The following is a 25,563-nucleotide window of genomic DNA, read 5'->3' as shown; positions in this document are numbered from 1 at the left end:
GTTGTGATTACAAAACGGGTCATTTTAATAACGGATGGAGATGTATATGCCAAGAAGACGATACAGCTTGTTGCTGAACATTATGGTGGCAGATGTATTTCCGCTTCCTTTGGGAATCCTACCTTGTTAAGTGGGGAGGAGTTAGTAAAGTTGATATTGCGGGCGAAAAGTGAACCCGTTTTTGTAATGTTTGATGACAGTGGTTTTCTTGGTGAGGGGGCAGGAGAACGGGCTCTCCGATATGTTGCCACCCATGAACAAGTTGAAGTATTAGGAGTAATCGCGGTTGCTTCTAAAACACATCAATCGGAATGGACAAAAGTGCATCTGACCGTTGATCGTGATTTGCAAGTCTCCTCTTTTGGAGTTGACAAAAGTGGAATACAGGAAATGGATATTGGAAGAATAAATGGAGATACCGTGTATTGTTTAGATGAACTGCATTTTCCGCTCGTTGTCGGAATAGGCGATATAGGCAAGATGGCAAGGAGAGATGATGTAAAACGAGGAGCTCCCATTACCAGCAAAGCGGTCGAAATCATTTTAGAGAGGAATGGGTATGATGTCTCACAATGGAATGGAAAAAGTACCAATATCACCGAAACTGACGAATAATGAAAAATTTTTCAAAGACGAGGTTGGGCTAAATGTCAGCTTTGACCTTGGCGTAAGGAAGTTTACCATTCTTGGAAAAGAATTGAACCTCTATTATGTTAATGGTCTTTGTGACACGATGTTTATTATCGAACTTATGGAAGAATTGCTTCATATCAATGATTTTGAAAAAAAGACTTACAAAGTAAAAGAAATTGTGAACAACCGTTTGGTAAACCAGCAAGTGAACAATATCGAGTATATGGATGAAGTGGTAGACCAAGTGCTTAGCGGACTGGTAGTCATTTTGCTTGAAGGCGAAGACAGCGGCTTTGTCATTGATACTCGTGCATACCCAGGAAGAAGTCCAGAAGAGCCTGATACAGAGAAAGTGGTCAGGGGAGCTAGAGACGGGTATGTTGAAAATATTATTGTGAACACAGCCCTAACACGAAGAAGAATAAGAGATGAAAGGCTTCGCTATGAAATTTTTCAAGTTGGAGAACGATCCAAAACAGATATCTGTCTTGCGTACATAAAAGATGTAGCTGACCCCGATTTAGTTGATATTGTTCGTAAAGAAACGAAAAATATTGATATTGATGGGCTGACCATGGCAGATAAAACGGTAGAAGAGTTTATTGTAAAACAAGGCTATAATCCATTTCCCCTTGTACGTTACACAGAGAGGCCTGATATTGCAGCGACACACCTGTTGGAGGGCCATGTCATTATTATGGTAGATACATCCCCTAGTGTCATTATCACTCCAACTACATTCTTCCACCATGTACAACATGTAGAGGAATACAGGCAGTCTCCAGCAGTTGGTACTTTTGTCCGTTGGGTCCGCTTTTGTGGTATCTTTGCTTCTTTATTCCTTTTGCCACTTTGGTTCTTAATGATATTGGAGCCAAGTCTGCTTCCTGAACCAATAAGTTTTATTGGACCAAATGAAGAATCTAATATTCCTGTGGTCTTTCAAATTTTCATTGCAGACATCGGGGTAGAATTTCTAAGACTCGCAGCCATTCATACACCAACCGCGCTTTCCACTGCGATGGGTTTAATTGCCGCCGTTTTAATTGGGCAAATTGCTATTGATGTCGGACTTTTCGTACCTGAGGTTATTCTATACGTTGCGGTAGCAGCTATAGGCTCATTTACTACTCCAAGTTATGAATTGAGTGTCGCCAACAAAATAATTAGATTGGCTCTCTTAGTTCTGGTAGCATTTTTTCACGTGCCAGGGTTGGTAGTAGGGATAACATTGTTACTATTATTTCTTGCAGGAACTCGTTCGTTAAATACGCCTTACTTATGGCCATTTATACCATTCAGTCCAAAAGCATTGCTCATGATCCTTGTAAGAAGAAGTACACCTGGTGCAAAAATTCGCCCAAGTATTGTTCATCCGAGAAATCGGTTTAGGCAACCTCAATAACAAACTAGTAAGAATATTCGCTTGATAGAGGCATTCATGTGTGGTAAAGTTTAGTTTAATCAAGTACAGAATGAAAGAGTTTGTAGGCAGCTAAAGAATCTGTTTAGCTGTCTTTTGCTTAATTTTTTTTTATCAGGGCTAGAACACATCCACAATTCTCTACTAGAGAATATGGTATTAAATAGAGTTACTTATAAACTAACTGCGCGAGGGGAAACGGCATATGTATTATCATGGAACTAGTAAAGTAAACGCAAAAGGGCACTTGGAAATAGGGGGAGTTGACACCATTAAACTTGCGGAGGATTATGGCACTCCACTATATGTTTATGACGTAGCACTAATTCGAGAACGGGCACGAGATTTTCAGACCACTTTCAAAAATCTTGGTGTTAAAGCTCAAGTTGCATATGCAAGCAAAGCATTTTCTTCTGTTGCGATGTTTCAGCTAGTAAAAGAAGAAGGGTTATCCTTAGATGTGGTATCTGGAGGAGAGCTTTATACTGCAATCGTTGCAAATTTCCCCGTAGATCGCATCCACTTTCATGGTAACAACAAAAGTGTAGAAGAGCTTGAAATGGCTGTAGAGAATAAAATTGGCTGTGTGGTTGTAGATAACTTTTTAGAATTAACATTGCTTCAGGAAATTTGTGAAAAGCATGATTATACGATGCCAATCTTGCTTCGTGTTACACCGGGAATCAATGCGCATACACATGATTATATTTTGACTGGACAAGAGGATTCTAAATTTGGTTTTGATTTGCAAAGCGGTCAGGCACACAAAGCGATGAAGATTGCATCTAATGCAACTCATTTGGACTTGCTGGGAATTCATTGTCATATTGGTTCTCAAATCTTTGAAACAACAGGATTTAAACTTGCTGCAGGCAAACTATTTGAAACGTTAAAAGAATGGAACGATAAAGAAGGCTTTGAAGCTCGCGTAGTGAACCTTGGCGGAGGATTTGGAATTCGATACACGGAAGAAGACAATCCTCTTCCTGCATCTGTGTATGTTGAAGAAATAATCACCGACGTTCAATCGTTTGTAAAAGATCATCATCTGAAGATGCCTGAAATCTGGATTGAGCCAGGCCGTTCATTAGTTGGAGATGCGGGAACGACCATCTACTCTGTCGGCTCCAAAAAAGAGATTCCAAATATCAGGGATTATTTGGCCATCGATGGTGGAATGACGGATAATATTCGACCTGCACTATACCAGGCTAAATACGAAGCGGTACTTGCAAATAGAGTGGAAGACCAAGCAGATGATAAGGTATCCATTGCTGGAAAATGCTGTGAATCTGGTGACATGTTGATTTGGGACCTTCCGTTACCCAAAGCCAATCATGAAGATTATTTGGCAGTATTCTGTACCGGAGCATATGGGTATGCAATGGCAAACAACTACAATCGAATTACCAAACCAGCAGTTGTATTTGTAGAAGACGGCGAAGCGCAACTTGTCATCCGCAGAGAAACCTTTGAGGACTTGGTAAGATTGGATTTACCTTTCCAAGCAAAAACGAAGCTAACAAAATAAAACCCAATCCAACAAAAGCGCACCCTTTTAAATTAGGGTGCGCATTTTTGGGGTTAAGATATTATTCAACACTATTGATTTCCGTTCCAGACGCTTCGCTTGCATTCGTGCGATGAATCGCTTCCGAAGCCTTCCTTGTCCTGAGGGAGATAGCGCTAGGTGGAGACTACGCAGGCTAAGCCGAGGAGGCTCACGTCAGCCCTTGTGGAAATTAACAGCGGTGTTTAAAGAAATCTACGAACGAAATAGCAGCTTGCCGGCCGTCTGACTTCCTTTTCCTACTATAATCATGTATGATAATAACTGGTTCATTTTAATTTTATATACAAGGAGATGTTCATAATGGCAAAAACAGGATACATACTTATGGAAAACGGAGAAAAAATCGAATTCGAACTTTATCCAAACGAAGCGCCTAATACGGTTGCAAACTTCGAAAAATTAGCAAACGAAGGATTCTATAATGGTGTGACATTCCACCGTGTAATCCCTGGTTTCGTAAGCCAAGGTGGAGATCCAACTGGTACAGGTGCAGGCGGAAGCGGAACTACTATCAAATGTGAAACAGAAGGTAACCCACATAAGCATGAAGCAGGAAGCCTTTCCATGGCACACGCTGGAAGAGACACTGGTTCTAGCCAATTCTTCATTGTTCACCAGCCACAACCTCACTTAAACGGTGTTCACACTGTTTTTGGAAAAGTGACTTCTGGACTTGAAACAGCTAGAAACATGAAAAATGGCGACGTTATGGAGAAAGTGGAAGTAACAGACGCTGAATAATAGTTTTAAAAGCGGGAGCAGAAATGCTCTCTCTTTTTTTACAAAAAAGAAAGCAGGAAACTACCATGAATAAAAAGAATTGGGTCTTACTCGGCGTGTTGCTGGCAATGTCCCTGATCTGGGGCATCATTTACTGGTTATTCATCGTTTAACAAAATTAACAGAAACTTTAAATTTTACTTATCTGGAAGATATGCTAAAATAATAACGGAATACAACTACATATGAATGTCCTTCGGGGGTGGGTGAAATTCCCTACCGGCGGTGATGAAGCTTTATGTTTCTTAGTCCGTGACCCGGTTTTCTTGAATAGGAAAAGCGGTGGATCTGGTGCAACTCCAGGGCCGACAGTTAAAGTCTGGATGGGAGAAGGATTATAGATTGCAAGCAGTGAAAAATTCTTGATTGAACACTGTTTATTTTCCTATACGCAATTTTAATCCACTCAAACCTCTAAGGCGATATACTTAGAGGTTTTTATTATTTTTTTGATGTATTTTAGGAGGGGATTAGCTTTGGAAGATCAGTATTACATGAAGTTTGCCATTGATCTGGCGAAGCGTGCAGCAGGACAAACCTCTCCAAACCCGGTTGTCGGTTGTGTGGTAGTGAAAGAAGGAGAAATTGTAGGCTTTGGCGCACACTTGCGAGCAGGAGAGGCTCATGCAGAAGTCAATGCCATTCAGATGGCAGGAGAAGAAAAAACAAGGAATTCAACAGTTTATGTAACACTAGAACCTTGTAGTCATTTTGGAAAAACGCCTCCTTGCTCAGATCTTCTCATTCAATCACAGGTTAGTAGAGTAGTCATAGCCTCAACAGATCCAAACCCATTGGTTGCAGGAAAAGGAATGGAAAAGCTTCGTAAGGCAGGGATAGAAGTGGAAGTTGGTGTATGTGCAGAGGAAGCTCTGGCCTTGAATCAGGTTTTCTTCCATTATATAAAAACCCGTAAACCATTTGTTACTTTAAAAACAGCTGCCAGCCTGGATGGAAAAACCGCCACTCACACCAATGAGAGTAAGTGGATCACTGGACCTGACGCACGAATGGATGTTCATCAATATCGTCATCAGCATGATGCAATTCTAGTGGGAGTTGGGACAGTCCTTGCCGATGACCCAAGTTTAGACACTAGGCTGCCAAATGGCGGGAAAAATCCAATAAGAATCATTCTTGATACTCACCTTAAAACACCGCTGGGTTCTAAAGTGGTCACAGACGGAAAGGCGCCTACCTGGATCATTACCGGCTCCAAACCGGATATTGAAAAAGTGGCTACTTTAAAGGGGCAAAAAGGAATTAGAGTCCTTTCTCTACCCGTGGAAAAGGTAGAGGTCAATGCTCTTCTTGCGTTGCTTGGGGAGGAAGGAATTACCTCTTTATTTGTTGAAGGTGGAGCGACAGTTAATGGCAGTTTTCTAAAAAATAATGCCATTCAGCAAGTAATAACCTATATTGCTCCTAAATTGATAGGTGGTCAAGATGCTCCCACAGTTATTGGCGGGGAAGGCTTTGCGAAAATGGATGAAGTAGTAGAACTTGACATCAAAGAGGTTACCAGAATTGGCGCCGACATAAAGATTATTTCTATACCTAAAGTAGTTAAACGGAGGTGAGCACATGTTTACAGGGATCATTGAAGAAATAGGAACAATTAAACAAATTATTCGAGGCGATCAAGCAATTATACTAGAGATGGAAGCGAACAAAGTGTTAGAAGACGTAAAGTTGGGAGACAGTATAGCAGTCAATGGTGTTTGTCTAACGGTTACTAGCTTTACTGAAAACCGGTTTACAGTAGATGTTATGCCTGAAACGATACGTGCCACTTCGCTAAAAACATTAAACGCCGGCTCTAGAGTAAACCTTGAAAGAGCAATGATTGCCAATGGCAGATTCGGAGGGCACTTTGTCAGCGGTCATGTGGACGGAACAGGGACCATCCAGGATAAAAAGAGAATGGGCAACGCGGTCTATTATACTATCTCAGTTGAAGATGCATTATCTCGCTATTTAATGCTAAAGGGATCGGTATCGGTAGATGGAACAAGCCTGACTATTTTTGGAGTGGCAGATAACAGCTTTACGATCTCGCTTATTCCTCACACCTTGAATGAAACAATTCTTGGCGGAAAAGGTAAAGGTGATACCGTCAATATTGAAGTGGACATGTTGGCGAAATATATGGAGCATCTGTTGAATCATCAGAATGGAACTCCTTCCCATAAATCTAGTATTTCTGCATCATTTTTAGAAGAGCATGGATATAAATAAAGGTGGGTGAGAACGATGAGTGAAGTATTTAATACAATAGAAGAAGCATTGGAAGATTTGCAACAAGGTAAAGTAATCATTGTTTGTGATGATGAGGACAGAGAGAACGAGGGAGATTTCGTGGCTCTAGCGGAAAAAGCAACTCCTGCTGTAGTGAATTTTATGGCAACCCACGGTCGTGGACTAATTTGTGTTCCTGTTCAAGAAGAGTTGGCTGAGAGACTGGATCTTGTACCAATGGTAAATCACAATACAGATTCACATGGCACTGCATTCACTGTCAGCATCGATCATAAATCCACAACGACCGGCATTTCTGCATTTGAACGTTCCACAACCATTATGGAACTCTTATCCCCTATGTCAAAAGCAGGAGACTTCAAACGTCCCGGACATATTTTTCCGCTTGTAGCTAAAAAAGGCGGAGTGTTAAGAAGAGCAGGACATACAGAGGCAGCGGTGGACTTAGCTTTAATGAGCAACTCTTATCCAGCTGGTGTCATTTGTGAAATTATGAATGAAGACGGCTCCATGGCACGTGTACCAGAACTAAGAAAAATTGCCGACAAATTTGATTTGAAGATGATTACTATCAAGGACATGATTCAATATCGAAATCGAAAAGATAAGCTTGTTCAACGAGAAGTAGAAATAAAGCTCCCAACTGAGTTTGGTGATTTCCGTGCTATTGGATACTCGAATGTAGTGGATGGAAAAGAACATGTAGCTCTAGTTAAAGGAGATATCGACTCTGCATCCCCAACGCTTGTCCGTGTTCACTCTGAATGCTTGACAGGGGACGTGTTTGGGTCCAATCGTTGTGATTGCGGCCCACAACTTCATGCTGCACTTGCTCAAATCGAGAAGGAAGGCAATGGAGTGCTTCTATATATGAGACAAGAAGGGCGGGGCATTGGCTTACTAAATAAGTTGCGGGCTTATAAGCTCCAAGAAGAAGGTTACGACACGGTTGAAGCCAATGAGAAATTGGGCTTTGGTGCAGACTTGCGCGATTACGGTATTGGGGCACAAATCTTAAGAGACCTTGGTGTATCCAAAATGAAGCTTCTGACGAACAATCCACGAAAAATTGCCGGGTTAAAAGGATATGAGCTAGAAGTGGTAGACCGTGTACCCATTCAAATGCCAACAAAAGAAGCTAATGAAAGTTATCTAAAAACCAAGCATTCAAAATTAGGGCATATGTTGCATTTTTAAATAGTACAGACCCTTAGTTGTTACTTGGAGCAAAAGGCGAAGACTCCTGAGGGAGATAGCGCTAGGTGGAGACCCCGCAGGCGTAGCCGAGGAGGCTCCAGTAGCGCCCCTAGGAAAGCGAAGCCATTTGCGGAAATCAACAGCGGTGTTTAGTAAATTTTCAAAATCAAGGTCTTTTTCAGTGGGTTTTGCGGTGTCTCAAGGTCACACGGAGGAAAGCAAAGCGTTTTGCGGAAAATAACAACGGTTTAATAAAAAGTATAAAAGTGAAATTAGGAGGAACTAAACATGGCAAAAGTATTTGAAGGTAATTTAGTAGGAACAGGACTTAAAGTAGGAATCGTAGTGGGCAGATTCAATGAATTTATTACAAGTAAGCTTCTTGGCGGAGCACAAGACGCACTTAAACGACACGGTGTAGAGGAGGATCAGGTGGATGTAGCGTGGGTACCTGGTGCATTTGAAATTCCGTTGGTAGCCAAAAGAATGGCAGACTCAGGGAAATATGATGCGGTGATTACCCTTGGTACGGTTATTCGCGGATCAACTCCTCATTTTGACTACGTATGTAACGAAGCGGCTAAAGGAGTATCCCAAGCATCTATGCAATCAGGCATTCCGGTAATATTTGGTGTGCTTACTACAGAAACCATCGAACAGGCAATTGAAAGAGCAGGTACGAAAGCTGGAAACAAGGGTTGGGAAGCTGCTGCAGCTGCCATTGAAATGGCAAATTTATTACGCGAATTTTAAGTTTTATTTTAAAAAGGTGTACTTTAAAGCTTTGTTTGGATAGAATGTATACTTAAGAGTAAGAAAATCTTTCAAATAGGAACATTTTTCATCCGTTTTCCTATACTACTTGTAGTTATACTTATGAAAGTTTTTTCGATAATGAGGGGTAATTTATGTTAATTCGTTATAAGAAGAGCTTTGAGAAAATTGCTATGGGTCTTATGTCCTTTATGCCAACTGAAAAAGAGCTGAAGAAATTACAGCAATCGATGAGAGACTACGAAGAGAAAGAAAACTGGCAGCTTTTCCTTTGGAAGGAAGACGATATCATTGGTTTGATTGGAATTGAGTTCGAAGAGGATAGCTTCACCATTCAACACATCAGTGTGATTCCGTCCCACCGTGGACAAGGATTTGGGAAGAAAATGGTTGTCGCGCTCACGCAAACCTATCCAAACAAAGCAGTCAAGACAACACAATATACTACTGCATTTATTGAAAAATGTGATTTAAATAAAGACGAATGCAGTGAATAATTTCATATATGATAAAAACGACGGCTCTCTTTGTGAAAGCGCGTCGTTTTTGTGTTTTAGAATGGATTTTCTCAATCGGATAGCCTGTAAAATGGTGCCAGAAACAAAAATACAAGCGAAACAAGGTATAATACTGTCCAAAAAATAAAAATACGAGCGCAACCGAAGCAAATACTGTCCAAAAAACGAAAATACGAGCCGAAATGCACTAAATACATGCCGTTCGACAAGTCAAGTAAAGTCAAATTCCGCCGAACAGGTGCGCCATCGTGTTCCACCCCTTTTTCCATTTAGCCTCGCTTCCGCAATTTAAGCTGCCTCTGCCTTTCTGCTATTACATCCGAGCGGTCACGAAGGGTATGCCTGTTCACCAAGGAGCCGTCATGCAAATCGCTGGCAGCTCCCCAAACGACGCCCTCACTTTTTGCCATAGCATCACAAGATAGTTGTAGATTTGAATCTACTATCGGCAAATTCATACTCATATAGGGTTCTTGTTTCTTCACATATTCCACCCGCTCTTCAAGCAATTTAACCAACTGCCCACTATCAAGTCCCAACGTAGTTATCGCCGCCGACTCGCTTCTGATAACGCGAGACGCATTTTGAAGCATCCGTAAAGCGCCCTTATAATTCCCACGTCTCTGATGGTAGAGACCCACCGCAATTTGGATAAGGCCGACCCAATGAACTTCGCGTTCACTTGCATCTTTTTCCTTCCAATATTCTTCGAGAACTTCATGGCATTCAAAATAGTCTCTGTCACAATGAAAATGATATAAATAATCAAGGTAAGCTTTAGGATACAAAGGATTTCCTCCTTAATACAAATCTAATAATATTTTAACATAATCATGAAAACTCTATAAAATCTTGATACAATACTCTATACTATTGTATAGTTTGATGTTTATGTTAGGTGGATGAATGATTGTGCAGGAATACAATGTGAAAGTAGAGGCCTTTGAGGGCCCATTAGATTTATTATTACATTTAATAAACAGGTTGGAAATTGATATATATGATATTCCAGTTGCTCAAATTACCGAGCAATACTTATTATACATACATACTATGAAAGAACTGCAATTAGATGTTGCAAGTGAGTACCTTGTCATGGCAGCAACCCTTATTGAAATCAAGAGCAAAATGCTGCTTCCAAAACATGATGATGAAATCCTGGACGAAGAGGATGAATTTCCAGAATATGAAGAGGATCCTCGTGAAGAGTTAATGAATCGACTAATAGAGTACAGAAAATATAAAGAGGCAGCAGATGACCTCAAAGAGATGGAAGAAGAACGCAGTCATCTTTTTACCAAGCCTCCAAGTGACTTGAGCAGTCTGATGAAGGAAGTAAAGCCCGAGGAAGTAAAATTGGATGTTTCTTTATATGACATGCTCGGTGCATTGCAGAAACTTATGCGTAGGAAGAAAATACAGAAACCGATGCAGACCAGAATTACACGCCAGGAAATACCGATTGAGAAGCGAATGGAAGAACTGATTCAGGATTTGCGTCAATTTAAGGGTCGTAAGCATTTTTATGATTTATTTCCAGAATCAAGCAAAGAGTATGTTGTCGTGACATTTTTAGCCATACTCGAACTATTAAAAAAGAATAGCATTCTCTTGGAACAGGATGATAATTTCTCGGATATATATGTGTCTTATAAGGAAGGAGGAAACGAAGAAAGTGGCTATTATTAATTGGAAAGCAATTGTGGAGAGCCTCCTATTTGCTGCAGGAGATGAAGGGCTCACGATAAAGGAACTTACAACCGTTCTTGAAGTGGAGGAACATGTCGCAAGGGATATATTAGATGAGTTGAAAAAAGGTTATCAAAAAAAAGAGAGGGGAATCACCCTCATAGAGCTTGCAGGTACGTATCAATTGACTACCAAAAAAGAGCATTCTATCTATCTAAAGAAATTGGTGGAATCTCCTTCTTCCCAAACTCTTTCACAGGCAGCCCTTGAAACACTGGCAATTGTCGCATATAAGCAGCCAATTACCCGGACAGAAGTGGAGAGCATCCGAGGTGTGAAAAGTGAAAGACCACTGCAAACATTGGCAGCAAAAGCGCTTGTAAAAGAAGTGGGAAGAGCGGAAGGAACAGGAAGAGCTATTTTATATGGTACAACGAAGGAATTCCTGGATTATTTTGGGTTAAAAGATATTAAAGAATTACCGCCACTATCTGTAAACATGGAAGAAATGGACGAAGAAGCTGATTTGTTTTTTGAAAAGTTTCAAGAAACGTTTGAATCTTAAGATTATTTCATCCTCTTATGGTAAAATAGTAGTATGGGAGGCTGTAAACTAAAAAGCCCCTATGACAGATTAGCAGGTGGGAGTGACCGTATGCGAATTATAAATTGTAGAGGGTATGAATTAGTAAAGGCACAACCCAACACTTCTGAGGATTTTTTTAACCGCTCTGAAGTGACTTTTGAAGATGATGGACAAAAAAAGACCTTACATGTACTGTACATTCGGTACTATGACGAAACCTTTGCTGAGTTCATCCCCGCAATGAGTGGAGAAGCAGATCCTATTTTCGATATTGGTGAAAAACAAATTACGTTTAAAGATTTAGTGGCCATTGTTTGTTTAATAAAAAATCCAAGTTTTCGTCAAAGAAAACGGATTTACATCAATACGAAAGAAGAGCTAGCCGGTTATTTTGAAGGAGTGAATATCTCTAAAATAAGAGAAATCTTTGAGGGAATGCAAGAACAGGGTGACTATAAACTTACCTCTCCACTTCACTTTTTAGCAGAACCTACTTCTTGAAGTTGGCCAAGCTAGAAATACATTCTAGCATTGCTAGTAATACTTTTATGTTAAGGTACGTAACGTAGTAGAAACATACGATTAGAAAAAACTAATACTTGGAGGGTCATTTTTCAATGGCAAATACAATTGTAAAATCACAAACAGAACAGGTTGAGAGCTTTTTAGGAAATACGGTACATCAATTGAACACGTTCTTGAATGAAGCTACGCTTTCCACACTGATGGAAGAGTCATCAACGACCCAAGGGTATGTAGAACTCCTTTTATTGAATACTCGTCGACTTGCTGTATTCTGTGACGAAGGATTGAATGCTTGTCAAGTTATCCTGAAAAGTGAACCATTCAGAAAGTCAGCTGCTGAGAAAGTTTTATATAACATTTATCATCAATGTATTGAAGAATTCTTTGCTCCTAGAAACGATGCTTGGTATGAGGACAGCCGTTCTGCCTACACCGGGAAAAATTCTATTCAGTTCCATGAGGCACCACCAGAATCATTAAAATTGGTAATTCGGGGCTTGGAAAGTGATTTTCAAGCAGTTCGTGAGGAGCTTGAATATTACGAAACGGACTACCGGACAAAAATGATGCAAAGCAATTGATTTTATAGCACCAGCCCTATTTTTGGGTTGGTGTTTTTTTGTTTTTTCTACCTCTGCACTCTTGTTCCATATCGCCCAAAGGTTGCATACAATAGAACGATGAGTGCAGGGGAGGGTGAGGATGATCAAACAAAATCAGCTTGTTTTTAAGCAGTTCTTATGCGATGTGGAAGATTGGTGTTTGGAAGTATTGACCTCCAATCAAGGCAGCAAAGAGGATATCCGGAACAGTTGGTTATCGGAGGTAAGAGGGTTGCTAAAGAGGGTTCAACATACACAAGATCAACCCAATATCTTCGAGACTGATATATTGGAAATTAAAAAGAGTTTGGAAGAGACGGCAGAAGAAATGCGTAACGTTTCAGTCATACGTGCTACTAATGGAAGAGTGCCAATAGGGCAACATTCTCTGCCACCACTTCCATATCCATATAATGCCCTAGAACCATACATTTCTAGAGAAATAATGGAACTGCATCACCAGAAACATCATAAGAGCTATGTGGATGGGCTGAATAAAGCGGAAATGAAGATGCTAGAGGCACGTGAAACAGGCAATTATGATCTTATTAAACACTGGGAACGGGAAGCAGCATTTCATGGATCCGGCCATTATTTGCACACTATGTTCTGGGATAACATGTCACCAAATGGTGGAGGTCAACCAAGTGGAAGGCTTTTGCAGCAAATAGTTCAGGACTTTGGTAGTTATGAGAAATTTAAAAGGCATTTTTCAGAAGCTGCAGACAAAGTGGAGGGTGTTGGTTGGGCTTTACTTGTTTGGTCTCCTCGTGCACACCGACTGGAAATATTGCAAACAGAGAAGCAACAACTATTTACACAGTGGGACACCATTCCGCTTCTTGGGTTAGATGTATGGGAACATGCTTATTATCTTCAATATAAAAATAACCGAAAAGATTATATCGATAAATGGTGGAATCTTGTAAATTGGAAAGACGTTGAAAAACGCTACCAAGAAGCGTCAAGATTGAAGTGGAAACCATATTAGTGAGGGAGGGGAGGTCTATGCCTCCTTTTTTCTTTTCCATTCAATCGACATAAAAACCACTCATAATCTAGGACAGGTTGTGCATAAACTTGTACAAAAATAGATAAGGGATGGGATTGGATGTCTCTCAAAAGAAAAATGTTCAGCATTGCGTTTGTTTCGCTGCTGATTTTCTCCATATGCATTCCTCCAAATGTATTTGCAGAACAAGTAGGGGTCAGTGCTCGAAATGCAGTCTTGATTGAACAGGAAAGCGGCAGAATCATTTATGAAAAAGATGCACATGACAAACAGAGAATTGCCAGCATCACAAAGGTGATGACAGCTATTTTGGCAATTGAATCGGGAAAACTAGATGAGATTGTGAAGGTCAGTGAGAAGGCTGTTCGTGCAGAAGGTTCCTCCTTGTACTTGAAACCAGGTGAAAAAATTAAATTGGAACATCTCGTTTATGGGTTGATGCTCCGCTCTGGAAATGACTCTGCAGTTGCGATAGCCGAACATGTTGGCGGAAGTTTAGAAGGTTTTGTATTCATGATGAACGAAAAAGCAGCAGAGCTTGGTATGACTAACACAGAATTTGCAAATCCACATGGTTTAGATGACCACGAGAACCATTACTCAACAGCTTTTGATATGGCGCTGTTAACAAGATATGCTATGCAACATGAAACATTTCAAGAGATTGCAGGCACAAAAGTTTACAGAGCACCTGCTGCCCCTGGTGAATCATGGGACAGGAGTTGGACCAATAAACACAGATTAGTGACGGGTATGTACGAATATGCAACAGGTGGAAAAACCGGATATACAAAACGGGCTAAGCGGACCCTAATTACGACAGCTTCCAAAGATGGATTAGATGTTATTGCAGTGACATTGAATGGACCGGATGATTGGAAAGATCATATTTATATGTTTAACCGGGCTTTTACAGACTATAAATTGTACGATATTGCGGAAAAGGGAGAAATAGATAACGTAAAAGATAATTTTTATAAAGGGAAAGTCTTCCTCTCCCGTGATGTGAAATATCCTATGACGAAAAAAGAAAGAGAAAATGTAAGAATTAAGGTTACGTTAGAAAAGCCAAAAAAAGAGTGGAAAGATGATGGGAAGGTACCCGAAGTTGTAGGGGAGTATACATTAATTGTCCATGATGAGGCTGTTGTGGAAACACCGATCTACTTCGAACAAAAGCAAAAAAAGGAAGGCGGTTTCTGGAGCATCTTTAAGAACATGTTCTTCATTATGGCAGGAAAGACGCCATGGTAAACATAATTTGGGTGGCCATGACCATTATTGGAATCTTGTTTGCAATGATTAATGGAACAATGGATAAAGTGAACGAGGCAATTTTTACAGGTGCAAAAGAAGCGGTAACCATTTGCATCGGTTTTATCAGTATCTTAGTTTTTTGGCTAGGACTAATGAGAATTGCTCAGGAAGCGGGACTTCTAGAAAAATTAGCATCTCTTTTTAAACCTGTTGTACGAAGAATTTTCCCAGAGGTACCACCAGATCATCCTGCAATGGGCTATATGCTCTCTAATATGATTGCTAATATGTTCGGCCTTGGAAATGCAGCCACTCCAATGGGTATTAAAGCGATGGAACAACTTAGGGAATTGAATGATGGGAAAATAGAAGCAAGCCGTTCTATGATTACATTTTTAGCTATAAATACATCAAGTCTTACCTTGATTCCTACCACGGTCATTGCCATCAGGATGAACTATGGATCTGCTTCTCCTACAGAAATAGTCGGTCCCACACTTGTTGCTACACTGTGCTCCACAATCGCAGCCATCACCATCGACCGCTTATTCTATTACAGGCGAATGGCGAAAAGGAGGTAGGCCATGCAACTCATTTCGCTCATATCCCTTTGGATGATCCCTCTTATTATCGGGTTCATTCTTTTGTATGCTACGTTTAAAAAAGTTCCTACTTATGAAACCTTTGTGGAAGGAGGAAAAGAGGGAATCAAAATAGCTATATCTATCATTCCATTCTTAGTTGGGATGTTGGTTGCCATCTCCATCTTCAGGGCTTCTGGCGCATTGGATTTCCTCGTAGAGTTTGTCAGACCGGTCATGAAGGCAATAGGCGTTCCTGCTGAAATAGTTCCACTTTCCATCATCCGACCCATTTCAGGTACAGCAGCCCTTGGTATGACAACAGATATGATAGCGACCTACGGACCTGATTCATTTATGGGCAGGTTAGCTTCGGTACTCCAAGGAAGTACCGATACCACGTTGTATGTCATAACGGTTTACTTTGGAGCTGTTGGTATCAAAAAGATGGGAGATGCTTTGAAAGTAGGTTTGCTGGCGGATGTAGTGGGTATTATTGTATCTATCTTAGTCGTTACCATTTTCTTTGCAATGTAATTATTTTACGCCGAGGCAAATCTCGACGTTTTTAATTTTTTTGCTCTGTTAAATAATAGTGTTGATTTTCTCAATAGATAAGGGACCCAATTTGGGTCCTTAATAAAGGTAATAAATTACCCTTTTCTTAAAATCTTTCGAAACATTTTTGGCTTGTGCTTTTCAAAAGCATTTATTAATTCTTTTCCAAATATAGTTATACTTTTTTCCCAAGGGTGCCCTAAATAGCCCCATTTAAAATCCTTCTGGATAAAGAAATAGTAATCACCATTCGGAAACATTGGTATTGTCCATTCTCCGAATTCATCCTTTTCGAATTCTAAGCGTGGATTTACCCAATAACATTCGTGTTGCCAATCGAGTGCCAGTATATATTCGTCTACTAATGTGGTCTCTTTAAATGCATCTAACGCTTTTTCTTCAAGGTCATCATAAGCATCTAAATCTGCCGAATTCCCGAAATAATCGGAAATATTATATGTTATAAAAGGATACGGCACCTGAAATGACGGGAAATTAGACAAACTTGGTTCGAATTTAAAATCTCTATATATCCTGTCCCAAATTTGGTCGTACTCTTGGTCAGAAAACGGAAACCAGTTCTTCATTAAATAACCACCTTTCTTATTTGAGTAACTAAGCAGTTTGACGATATTTTAATCTGAAACCAGATAGTCTGAGCGTGCGATTCGTACCATTTATTGTGGACAAGCAACTTTCAATAATCATTTTGCTTACAGTGTAAAATCGTTACGGAATCTGATTAGGTCCAAGAACTGAAACCAGCCCAACTAAAGGTCGAGGTATTTAGTTGCCACACCATTAAAACGGTCCATCCAACCTTTCAGACGGCTATGATAATTATTTACATTTTGGATATAAAAAAGTCCCCTAACACGTTTCTTTCCATCCGATTTGAAAGGATAATGCTCTAACCAGTCTTTCTGTGTATTGGAGCAAATGGTGAAGACTTAGCGGGGGAGTAACGGTAGATTGAGACCCCGCAGCGCAGCGAGGAGGCTCAAGCACCGTCCCGCGGAAAGCAACAGCGGCACATAACCAGCAACTAAAAGAGGAACGGTGCTTTATCTTGGTTTTTCCCTAACTTATTGGGCCAAATACAGTTATCTATTATTTCCTCTTTCTTTTTGCAAACAACAACAGGTATAATTAGAGTTTGCAAACATTGGGAATCATAGAAGTAGAGAAATCTTGGCTTTTATTGTGAAAGTCAGGTAAGATGTTGAATGAGGTGAAAGATATGGAACGGTTACAAAAAGTTATTGCACACGCAGGAATTGCGTCCAGAAGAAAAGCAGAAGAAATGATAAAAGAAGGTAAAGTTAAAGTTAACGATAAAGTGGTAAAAGAACTAGGCGTAAAAGTTAACCCAAATGACAAAATTGAAGTAGAAGGAATTCCAGTTGAACGTGAGGAACCAGTTTACTTCTTACTATATAAACCACGAGGCGTTATTTCCAGTGTAAGTGACGACAAAGGTAGAAAAGTAGCGACTGATTTCTTTCCTTACATTGAAGAGCGCATTTATCCTGTAGGTAGACTAGATTATGATACTTCCGGGTTGTTGCTTATGACCAATGACGGCGAGTTTGCCAATGCACTAATGCATCCCGCTTCAGAAGTAGAAAAAGTCTATGTCGCAAAGCTAAAAGGAATTCCTACAAGAGAAGCGATAAAAAGTCTGGAAAAGGGTATTAAGCTAGAGGACGGTAAGACAGCACCAGCTCGAATTAAGTTGCTTTCAATGGAGAGAACGAAGAACACATCTATCTTTGAAATTAGCATTCATGAAGGCCGTAATAGACAGGTTCGTCGTATGTTTGAAGCGATCGGCCATCCGGTCATGAAACTGAAAAGGGAACGTTATGGCTTCCTGAACTTGCATGGACTGTCTGCGGGCGAAGCAAGAGAGTTGACTCCTCATGAAGTGAAGCAGCTTCGGGTAATGGCGACAAAACCGAAAAAATAGGAGTGAAAGCGGAGGAAGCTTAGAAGGCAGCTTCCGCTTTTATTTGTGTCTGTCAGCATATGTTAGGAACCTATGTTTTTCAGTCACAAAACCTTCATATTCTATTATCTATGCAAAAAGTTGTAAATGTTATAATAACAAGGATGAAATGTCTCAGTTTTAGGAGAGTATGTATATGAATAAAAAGAAACGCTTACTAATGCGGACAAGCATACTATTGATTCTTTTAGTCGCAATCGGATATACCATGTATACAAACTTCTTCCAGTCCAAAGAAATAGTGGATGTGGGAGATGAGGCACCAAATTTTGTACTTACCGATCTTGAAGGCAATGAAGTGATGCTTTCGGATTACCGTGGAAAAGGTGTTTTCCTTAATTTCTGGGGAACATGGTGTAAGCCGTGTGAAAGAGAAATGCCTTATATGGAAAATCAATATCAAGCATTTAAAGACCAAGGTGTAGAAGTACTTGCAGTTAATATTAGAGAAACGAACCTGGCAGTCGAGAAATTCAGAGATCGTCATGGACTAACCTTTCCTATTCCTATGGATAAGCGTGACCAAGTAAGACAGGCCTATGGAATTTTACCATTACCTACGACTGTTCTTCTGGATGAGAACGGCAAGATCGTAAAAAAACATTCAGGTGAATTAACAGAGGAAAACGTAAAAGAATTCATGGAAATGATTAAACCTGAATAATAGGGAGTTTTACGAATGAATGAAATAAAATGTGAATGTGGACACATAAATCCAGAGGGTACCATACTTTGTGAAGCGTGCGGAAAACCGACGGAAAATGATCAAAGTAAAGAAAAACTTTTGGATATGCGCTATGAGGGTAGTGCAAGACGTTCGCAAACATATAACAAAACAATTATAGATAAAGTATGGAATTTCTTTTCATCTGTAAAGGTTGGTATCTGGATTATCTTTATTATTCTAGTTGCCTCTTCCATCGGGACCATTTTTCCGCAAAAAGATTATATCAATCAGGCAATTCCGGCTGAAATCTACTATGAGCAGGAATACGGGTTTGCTGGAAAAATGTATTTTACGTTAGGTTTCCATGATTTATACGGGTCTTGGTGGTATATGCTTTTGATTGCAGCCTTAGGAATTTCCTTAGTTATCGCTAGTTTAGACCGATTTATTCCTTTACATAAATCGCTGAAAACACAAAAGGTGACAAGACATGAGAGCTTCATGAAACGCCAGCGTGTTTATGGGATAACTGTGGCTGATGGAGATCCAAGTGAGGATATTGAAAAAGCTAAGCAAGGTTTACTTAAGCGTAAGTTTAACGTAAGAGAAGAAGATGGAAACATTTTAGCAGAGAAAAACCGATTTTCAAGATGGGGTCCGTATGTGAACCATATCGGGATCATCATCTTCCTTATAGGTGCTATGCTTCGATTTTTCCCGGGTATGTATGTTGACGAAACGGTCTGGGTACGTGAAGGGGAGACAGAGCTTATCCCTGGAACCGGTGGTCAGTATTATTTAAAAAATGAAGGATTTATTTTTGAAACGTATAATAGTGAATCATCTGATGAAATATTTAATTCCGCTATTTCTAGAGCAGGTGAAGATGCCATTGCGAGTAACTTCCAGACTAACGCAGTCTTGTATGAGCGCAAAGGAGAATATATTGTCGGGGCTGAACCTGAACTTGAAAAAGTAAAAGAGCATGCCGTTCAAGTAAATCAGCCTTTAAAACATGATAACTATGCACTCTATCAGGTAGACTATAAGTTAAACGAATTTAAGAGTATGTCGTTCAACCTTGAAAACAAGGAGTCTGGTGAAAGTTTGGGTCCGATAAAAGTGGACTTGCTAAATCCGCAGGAAACTTACGACCTTGGTGAAGGTGTTTCTGTGGAATTGGTAAACTATTTTCCAGATTTCACTTTAGAGGGTGGAGAACCGGCAACAAAAACTCGGGTCCCAAATAATCCTGCATTTGTTTTCAGAATGATAACACCTGAGACACCTGAAGGGGAAATTGCACTTGTAGCAATACAACAAAACATAGAACCTAATGGTACCAACCAGAACAAGATGACATTTGCCGGAGTAGAAACGCGTAATGTATCTGGATTGACTGTTCGTAAAGACTTAACGTTATGGATTCTTGGCACAGGTGGAGCCATCTTTATGATTGGTGTTATTCAAGGAATGTATTGGAATCACCGCCGTGTATGGATTAGAAGAAACGGTAATGAAATTATGTTAGCAGGTCATACGAACAAGAACTGGTTCGGATTAAAAAATGAAATAAATAAAGCGTTAGAAAATACTTCTATTTCCATTCCTGTCGATCAAGTCGAAGCGGAAAAAGCCCAGGAACAGAAGATAGAAAAGAAAGAGGAGGTATAATAATGGCTCAGCTAAGTGGTAATTTGCTATATACTGCATTTATACTTTATCTGATTGGTACAGCCTTCTTCGGTGGGGCCATCCGTGGGAAAAAAGAAAATAAAGCAGCTAAAATAGGGATTTTTATTACAATCCTAGGTTTTACAGCACAACTAGGCTATTTTATTACTCGTTGGATTGCTGGTGGTCATGCACCAGTAAGTAATCTATTCGAATTCACAACCTTCTTTGGTATGATGATGGTGTTAGCTTTTATCGTCATTTATTTCATATATAAAACTAGTACACTGGGAGTTTTCACTCTGCCAATAGCATTGCTATTGATTGCTTATGCAGCGATGTTTCCTAGCGATATCTCACCATTGATACCTGCATTACAAAGCCATTGGCTTGCCATTCACGTGTCAACGGTAGCACTAGGAATTGCTATTCTGTCTGTTAGTTTTGCTGCAGGTTTAATTTATTTAGTGAAAGTGGTAGATTATAGTAAAAAGGGCCAAAAACCTTTCTGGGTTGAATTTACCCTATATGTGTTAATTTCTTTCCTTGGTTTTATTCTTATCTCTATTGGGTTCGGCGCAGCGGATTACGAAGCGCAGTTCTCTTATATCAACAAAGATGGGAAACAAGAACAGATAGCATATAACTTATACCCAATTGTGGGTCCTAATGAAGGGGAATTACTAACGGAAAACAGAATGGATTCCCTAGTTAATCTTTCTCCTTGGATTAATACAGTAAAACTAAACACAGTGATTTGGTCTCTGCTTGGGGGAGCATTACTATACTTGTTATTTAGAGTCGTTATTAGAAAACCAATAGGAAAAGCATTAAAGCCTGCTGTAGCTAAGGTGAACCTTGATATGGTAGATGAAATCGGGTATCGGGCAGTAACAATCGGCTTCCCTGTGTTCACACTTGGAGGACTTATCTTTGCCGCGATTTGGGCTCAAATTGCCTGGTCTAGATTCTGGGCTTGGGATCCTAAAGAAGTATGGGCGTTCATAACATGGCTATTCTATGCAGGATACCTACATTTACGTCTATCTAAAGGATGGGAAGGCGAAAAATCCGCATGGCTTACGCTTGTCGGTTTTGCAATTATCCTGTTCAACTTGATTGGCGTTAACTTAATCATTGCAGGCCTTCATTCCTATGCAATGTAATAAAAAATAACTTGCCTTCACAGTATTGTGAGGGCTTTTCTTACAGATATCCAAAGGGGGTTTTACAAGATGGAAAAAGAAGTGAGAATTCTTGTGGTGGACGATGAGGACCGTATTAGAAGGTTACTGAAAATGTACCTTGAAAGAGAAAATTACGTTATTGAAGAAGCTGATAATGGGAACACTGCGTTAGAACTTGCGCTTGAAAAAGAATACGATGTTATTCTGTTGGATGTTATGATGCCTGGAATGGATGGTATGGAAGTGTGTAAAGAAATCAGGGAAAAAAAGGCTACGCCGATCATTATGCTTACAGCCAAAGGGGAAGAGACCAACAGAGTTCAAGGTTTCGAAATGGGAACAGACGACTATATTGTAAAACCGTTCAGTCCAAGAGAAGTAGTGCTTAGAGTGAAAGCGTTATTACGTCGATCATCTAGCACCACTTTCCTGACTACAGAAACGACAACAAAGGATGTCATTGTCTTCCCACATCTTACTATCGATAATGATGCACACAGGGTTACATCAGAAGGGAAAGAAATAAATCTTACACCTAAAGAATATGAGCTGCTCTACTTCCTGGCAAAATCTCCTGATAAAGTTTTTGACCGGGAGCAGCTATTAAAAGAAGTGTGGCAATACGAATTTTTTGGAGATTTACGGACAGTCGACACGCATGTAAAACGTCTCCGAGAGAAGTTGAACAAAGTGTCTGAACCAGCCTCCAAAATGATTGTAACAGTTTGGGGCGTAGGCTATAAATTTGAGGTTGGCAATGAATCATGATTTGGAGAAGTGTAGTTGGTAAGCTTTGGCTTACCGTTTTACTCTTAGTTTCATTTGTATTATTTGTTTTAACCATTCTATTACTAGAGTTCTTTGAGAATTACCATGTGCAGGAAGCGGAGAAGGATTTGACGCAGGCCGCAAGCAAGATCTCGTTAATACTTGAACAACACGAAGACATGGAGCAATCCAAATCAATTGCTTGGGAACTTGTAGATGACGTGTCTCGGGTGGTCATTTTTACAGACAAAGGGGAGTACTCTCATTCCCCAACCTCTCAATTTGACCATCTACCTGCTGAATTTTTCCTAAACGACCCGGATCTTTCCCTTGTCTTTGAAGATCAGCCTATCGTGACGAAAAAAACATACCTTCCTGATTTTCAAATCACAGACGAAATGCAAGGCGAAGTGATGATCGTCGGCATTCCCTTGCATATCAATGAGGATAAAGATGGAGCTGTATTTGTTTATCAGTCATTGCTTGCGATCAAAGAAACTACCAAGCAAACAACGAAACTTATTTTGCTTGCCGCAGGTTTCGCCATTTTCTTAACGACAATTTTCGCCTTCTTCTTATCTACAAGGATTACAGCACCTCTTCGTAATATGCGAGAAGCTGCGTTTGAAGTGGCAAGAGGGAAGTTTGATACAAAGGTTCCGATTTTAACTTCAGATGAGATTGGAGAACTTGGAATGGCCTTTAATCAAATGGGACGTCAACTCAAATTCAATATTAATGCATTGAACCAAGAGAAGGAGCATCTGGCCAACATTCTCAGCAGTATGGCAGATGGGGTTATCACTTTAAACCGAGATGGCACCATTCTGGTAACGAACCCCCCAGCAGAGAAGTTCTTACAAGCATGGTTCTACCAAGAAGGCAATGCCAGCGGGGAAGACCTTCCTGGAGAAGTGAAAGAAATGTTCCAACGGGCTATTTCTGTTGAAAAAGAACAAACTATTGAATTAACGTACCAAGGGCGTACGTGGGTAATCGTTATGAGTCCACTCTATGCCCAAACCCATATTCGCGGTGCAGTTGCTGTAATCCGAGATATGACCGAAGAGAGAAGGTTAGACAAATTACGTAAAGACTTTATTGCAAATGTTTCCCATGAATTACGTACTCCTATTTCCATGCTCCAAGGCTACAGCGAAGCAATTGTGGACGATATTGCCGGAACGGATGAAGAGAAAAAAGAGTTGGCTTCAGTTATTTATGATGAATCACTCAGGATGGGACGCCTTGTAAATGACTTACTTGATCTGGCAAGAATGGAAGCAGGTCATATTTCCTTGAACTATGAGAATGCTAATATTGTCGCTTTTGTCGAAAAAATAACCAGAAAGTTTCAAGGGCTTGCAAAAGAAAAGTCAATTGTGTTGAAGTCATATGTAGATGGTGATGGTGCAATCGAGATGGATGTGGATCGAATGGAACAGGTTATGACCAATCTAGTGGACAATGCGATACGCCATACATCCGATGACGGGAACATAACCATTCATGCAAAATTAATTAACAACGGCGTTAAACTAGATGTAAAAGATTCAGGTCACGGAATTCCTGAAGAAGACCTGCCTTTTGTTTTTGAACGCTTCTATAAAGCTGATAAGGCCCGGACAAGAGGACGAGCTGGAACAGGCCTTGGTCTCGCCATTGTAAAAAATATCATAGAAGCTCATGGCGGTACCATTTCCGTCCATTCAAAAGAGAACGAGGGAACGACATTTTCCATGTATATTCCACAAAAACACAATTAAAATGGAGACCAGTAGCGAAAAATCTTGTTTTATATGAAACATTTTCTTGTCATGACCGGACATATCTTGTAACATGAAAGATAGCGAATAGAATAGCGATTTGAAATAGTTGGTGTCACAATTGTGACTTAATAGGGAATTTGGTGCGATGCCAAAACTGTCCCCGCAACTGTAAATGTGGACGAAATGAGATTACCACTGTATGAACGGGCTTAAGAACTAGGTCCCCATATGGGAAGGCTCAAAGTAGGAAGAAGCATAAGTCAGTAGACCTGCCAATTATGATACCTGTTTCAATACTTCGGGGGTTGAGTAGTAGAAACGGCAGAAATCTGTCTTTTTTTGTGTTGTTATGACATTGCCGTTTTTACCTCATCCTGAATAGGGTGAGGTTTTTTGTTTTTGCACAGCACCGATCTATTGAAATATTTAGGGGGAAGGTAGGGGGAGAAAATGTCATTTCACGATGCTATTTGCAAGACAAAATTTATTACATAAGGGGAAAAACAAATGAAAAAACTTTTACTTACACTATTACTCACATTAACTCTGGCATTAACAGGGTGCGCTAATGCCAGTAATGAAACAAATCAAACAGCTAATAATGAAACACCTGCAGAAAGTCAAGAACAACAAGAAAGCCAATTATCTACTACGATTAAACTGACGAATCAAGGTGACGAAGTTATAAGTGAGGAAACAGTTGAGTTTGAAGAAGGTGAGTCCTTAATGGATGTTATGGACAGAAACTTTGATCTTACTACTGGTTATGGTGGAGACTTCATCGTTGGTATTGACGGCTTAGGGTCTGAGGAAGAATCCGATTTTTATTGGAATATCTCCGTTAACGGTGAAAGTTTAATGGTTGGAGCAAGTGATTACGTGCTAGAGGAGAACGACGAAGTTCACTTTAATTACCAAAAGGTGGAATAAATATGACAACCAGAAAAATAGCTCTGCTTGGTGTTCTCATAGCCCTCTGTGTCGTTGGTAGACTTGTTTTTGCCTCCGTACCTAACGTTCAGCCCGTCACTGCCATCATCATAATATGTGCATTCTGGATGGGGCCGGTTTCAGGTATGATTCTTGCAGTAGGGACGACCTTTGCAACGAATCTTGTTCTCGGAACTGGTTTGTGGACATTCACACAAATTTTTGCATGGTCAGTAATTGGATTGTTAAGTGGAGCAATCGGGATCTGGTTTAAAAAAATTCCAGTATTCATTCTTTCCATCTATGCTGGACTATGCGGGCTCTTTTTCGGTTTCATTTTCTCCATTCAACACATGATAGTCGGTGGATTTCCTTTTTTGCCTTACTACCTGGCGGGGCTTCCATTTGATCTCAACCATGCCATAGGTAATGTCGTATTCTTTATCATTCTTTATCCGATATTATCCAAACTTTTAAACGAACGAGCATCCTTTATGATAAGAAGAAAAGAAAGCCTGGCACACTATCAAATGAGCAACACGTACAAAAAATAATATGCTAGCGCCAATTCAAATGGATTGGCGTTTTTATTT

Annotated in this window: 27 protein-coding genes, 1 pseudogene and 2 riboswitches; of the genes and pseudogenes, 25 read left to right on the top strand and 3 right to left on the bottom strand. The window is 40.1% G+C overall.

Annotated elements, in window-relative coordinates:
- Positions 1-3: 3 nt before the first annotated feature.
- From AAV98_RS18670 to AAV98_RS18630, 9 genes are all read left to right on the top strand, one after another.
- On the top strand, positions 4-615 hold the full coding sequence (locus tag AAV98_RS18670; RefSeq protein WP_156317859.1) for a stage V sporulation protein AE: 612 nt from the start codon (positions 4-6) through the stop codon (positions 613-615).
- Positions 563-2,038 carry a spore germination protein gene (locus AAV98_RS18665; protein ID WP_060667034.1) on the top strand — a complete coding sequence of 492 codons (1,476 nt, stop codon included), beginning with the start codon at positions 563-565 and terminating at the stop codon, positions 2,036-2,038. Before AAV98_RS18670 ends, AAV98_RS18665 begins: the two co-directional genes overlap by 53 nt.
- A gap of 223 nt (positions 2,039-2,261) precedes the next feature.
- Positions 2,262-3,587: a diaminopimelate decarboxylase gene (lysA, locus tag AAV98_RS18660; RefSeq protein WP_060667025.1), complete on the top strand. Its 1,326-nt coding sequence runs from the start codon at positions 2,262-2,264 to the stop codon at positions 3,585-3,587.
- A 342-nt stretch (positions 3,588-3,929) separates the two neighbouring features.
- Complete coding sequence (locus AAV98_RS18655) at positions 3,930-4,370, top strand: peptidylprolyl isomerase (protein WP_060667024.1); 441 nt, start codon at positions 3,930-3,932, stop codon at positions 4,368-4,370.
- Positions 4,371-4,597: 227 nt separating this feature from the next.
- A riboswitch (FMN riboswitch) is annotated at positions 4,598-4,748 on the top strand.
- A 137-nt stretch (positions 4,749-4,885) separates the two neighbouring features.
- Positions 4,886-5,989: a bifunctional diaminohydroxyphosphoribosylaminopyrimidine deaminase/5-amino-6-(5-phosphoribosylamino)uracil reductase RibD gene (ribD, locus tag AAV98_RS18650; RefSeq protein WP_060667023.1), complete on the top strand. Its 1,104-nt coding sequence runs from the start codon at positions 4,886-4,888 to the stop codon at positions 5,987-5,989.
- A 4-nt stretch (positions 5,990-5,993) separates the two neighbouring features.
- Positions 5,994-6,647, top strand: coding sequence for a riboflavin synthase (gene ribE / locus AAV98_RS18645; RefSeq protein ID WP_060667022.1), 654 nt, complete (start codon positions 5,994-5,996; stop codon positions 6,645-6,647).
- Positions 6,648-6,662: 15 nt separating this feature from the next.
- Positions 6,663-7,865 carry a bifunctional 3,4-dihydroxy-2-butanone-4-phosphate synthase/GTP cyclohydrolase II gene (locus AAV98_RS18640; protein ID WP_060667021.1) on the top strand — a complete coding sequence of 401 codons (1,203 nt, stop codon included), beginning with the start codon at positions 6,663-6,665 and terminating at the stop codon, positions 7,863-7,865.
- Between the two features lie 288 nt (positions 7,866-8,153).
- Complete coding sequence (gene ribH / locus AAV98_RS18635; protein WP_060667020.1) at positions 8,154-8,618, top strand: 6,7-dimethyl-8-ribityllumazine synthase; 465 nt, start codon at positions 8,154-8,156, stop codon at positions 8,616-8,618.
- Positions 8,619-8,773: 155 nt separating this feature from the next.
- Entirely contained in the window at positions 8,774-9,136 is a 363-nt protein-coding gene (locus AAV98_RS18630) for a GNAT family N-acetyltransferase (RefSeq protein WP_060667019.1), read from the top strand.
- A gap of 290 nt (positions 9,137-9,426) precedes the next feature.
- On the opposite strand, the gene AAV98_RS18625 is transcribed toward AAV98_RS18630, so the two are convergent.
- On the bottom strand, positions 9,427-9,945 hold the full coding sequence (locus AAV98_RS18625; RefSeq protein WP_060667018.1) for a DUF309 domain-containing protein: 519 nt from the start codon (positions 9,943-9,945) through the stop codon (positions 9,427-9,429).
- Between the two features lie 118 nt (positions 9,946-10,063).
- Between AAV98_RS18625 and AAV98_RS18620 the strand changes: the two genes are divergently transcribed.
- The 8 genes from AAV98_RS18620 (at position 10,064) to AAV98_RS18585 (ending at position 15,946) form a co-directional block, all read left to right on the top strand.
- Positions 10,064-10,846 carry a segregation/condensation protein A gene (locus tag AAV98_RS18620; protein WP_060667017.1) on the top strand — a complete coding sequence of 261 codons (783 nt, stop codon included), beginning with the start codon at positions 10,064-10,066 and terminating at the stop codon, positions 10,844-10,846.
- Positions 10,833-11,411: an SMC-Scp complex subunit ScpB gene (gene scpB, locus AAV98_RS18615; protein WP_060667016.1), complete on the top strand. Its 579-nt coding sequence runs from the start codon at positions 10,833-10,835 to the stop codon at positions 11,409-11,411. Before AAV98_RS18620 ends, scpB begins: the two co-directional genes overlap by 14 nt.
- Positions 11,412-11,501: 90 nt before the next feature.
- Positions 11,502-11,933, top strand: a complete 432-nt coding sequence (locus AAV98_RS18610; protein WP_060667015.1) for a hypothetical protein — start codon at positions 11,502-11,504, stop codon at positions 11,931-11,933.
- Between the two features lie 116 nt (positions 11,934-12,049).
- On the top strand, positions 12,050-12,538 hold the full coding sequence (locus AAV98_RS18605) for a YpuI family protein (protein ID WP_060667014.1): 489 nt from the start codon (positions 12,050-12,052) through the stop codon (positions 12,536-12,538).
- 121 nt (positions 12,539-12,659) lie between these two features.
- The gene (locus tag AAV98_RS18600) at positions 12,660-13,550 is read left to right on the top strand and encodes a superoxide dismutase (protein ID WP_060667013.1); all 891 of its coding nucleotides are present in this window, start codon (positions 12,660-12,662) and stop codon (positions 13,548-13,550) included.
- Between the two features lie 120 nt (positions 13,551-13,670).
- The gene (locus AAV98_RS18595; protein WP_060667012.1) at positions 13,671-14,825 is read left to right on the top strand and encodes a D-alanyl-D-alanine carboxypeptidase family protein; all 1,155 of its coding nucleotides are present in this window, start codon (positions 13,671-13,673) and stop codon (positions 14,823-14,825) included.
- Positions 14,819-15,409: a nucleoside recognition domain-containing protein gene (locus AAV98_RS18590; protein WP_060667011.1), complete on the top strand. Its 591-nt coding sequence runs from the start codon at positions 14,819-14,821 to the stop codon at positions 15,407-15,409. Before AAV98_RS18595 ends, AAV98_RS18590 begins: the two co-directional genes overlap by 7 nt.
- Before the next feature lie 3 nt (positions 15,410-15,412).
- On the top strand, positions 15,413-15,946 hold the full coding sequence (locus tag AAV98_RS18585) for a spore maturation protein (RefSeq protein WP_060667010.1): 534 nt from the start codon (positions 15,413-15,415) through the stop codon (positions 15,944-15,946).
- Positions 15,947-16,062: 116 nt separating this feature from the next.
- Here AAV98_RS18585 and AAV98_RS18580 read toward each other — a convergent pair whose 3' ends face one another.
- Both AAV98_RS18580 and AAV98_RS20100 read right to left on the bottom strand, forming a co-directional pair.
- The gene (locus AAV98_RS18580) at positions 16,063-16,554 is read right to left on the bottom strand and encodes a DUF2716 domain-containing protein (protein WP_060667009.1); all 492 of its coding nucleotides are present in this window, start codon (positions 16,552-16,554) and stop codon (positions 16,063-16,065) included.
- Between the two features lie 28 nt (positions 16,555-16,582).
- Positions 16,583-16,881, bottom strand: a pseudogene (locus tag AAV98_RS20100) (IS1595 family transposase); the annotation flags it as partial.
- Between the two features lie 326 nt (positions 16,882-17,207).
- Here AAV98_RS20100 and AAV98_RS18575 point away from each other — a divergent pair.
- From AAV98_RS18575 to AAV98_RS18540, 8 genes are all read left to right on the top strand, one after another.
- Positions 17,208-17,936 (top strand): pseudouridine synthase, encoded by a 729-nt coding sequence (locus AAV98_RS18575; RefSeq protein WP_060667008.1) that lies wholly within the window; start codon positions 17,208-17,210, stop codon positions 17,934-17,936.
- A gap of 175 nt (positions 17,937-18,111) precedes the next feature.
- Complete coding sequence (resA, locus tag AAV98_RS18570) at positions 18,112-18,639, top strand: thiol-disulfide oxidoreductase ResA (protein WP_060667007.1); 528 nt, start codon at positions 18,112-18,114, stop codon at positions 18,637-18,639.
- 15 nt (positions 18,640-18,654) lie between these two features.
- The gene (gene resB / locus AAV98_RS18565; protein ID WP_060667006.1) at positions 18,655-20,316 is read left to right on the top strand and encodes a cytochrome c biogenesis protein ResB; all 1,662 of its coding nucleotides are present in this window, start codon (positions 18,655-18,657) and stop codon (positions 20,314-20,316) included.
- Positions 20,317-20,318: 2 nt separating this feature from the next.
- Entirely contained in the window at positions 20,319-21,482 is a 1,164-nt protein-coding gene (ccsB, locus tag AAV98_RS18560) for a c-type cytochrome biogenesis protein CcsB (protein ID WP_060667005.1), read from the top strand.
- 69 nt (positions 21,483-21,551) lie between these two features.
- Positions 21,552-22,271 (top strand): response regulator transcription factor, encoded by a 720-nt coding sequence (locus tag AAV98_RS18555; protein WP_060667004.1) that lies wholly within the window; start codon positions 21,552-21,554, stop codon positions 22,269-22,271.
- Positions 22,265-24,037, top strand: a complete 1,773-nt coding sequence (locus AAV98_RS18550; RefSeq protein WP_231687767.1) for an ATP-binding protein — start codon at positions 22,265-22,267, stop codon at positions 24,035-24,037. Before AAV98_RS18555 ends, AAV98_RS18550 begins: the two co-directional genes overlap by 7 nt.
- A gap of 93 nt (positions 24,038-24,130) precedes the next feature.
- Positions 24,131-24,331, top strand: a riboswitch (cobalamin riboswitch).
- Positions 24,332-24,547: 216 nt separating this feature from the next.
- Positions 24,548-24,970, top strand: coding sequence for a DUF4430 domain-containing protein (locus AAV98_RS18545; RefSeq protein WP_060667002.1), 423 nt, complete (start codon positions 24,548-24,550; stop codon positions 24,968-24,970).
- Between the two features lie 2 nt (positions 24,971-24,972).
- A complete protein-coding gene (locus AAV98_RS18540; protein ID WP_060667001.1) occupies positions 24,973-25,524 on the top strand; it encodes an ECF transporter S component in 552 nt (183 codons plus the stop codon).
- Positions 25,525-25,563 lie beyond the last annotated feature (39 nt).

It is taken from the genome of Bacillus sp. CHD6a, assembly GCF_001293645.1.
In the GTDB taxonomy this organism is placed as follows: domain Bacteria; phylum Bacillota; class Bacilli; order Bacillales; family Bacillaceae_I; genus Sutcliffiella_A.
Note: the sequence above shows the minus strand (reverse complement) of the source record. Positions and strands in the feature narration are given on the sequence as shown.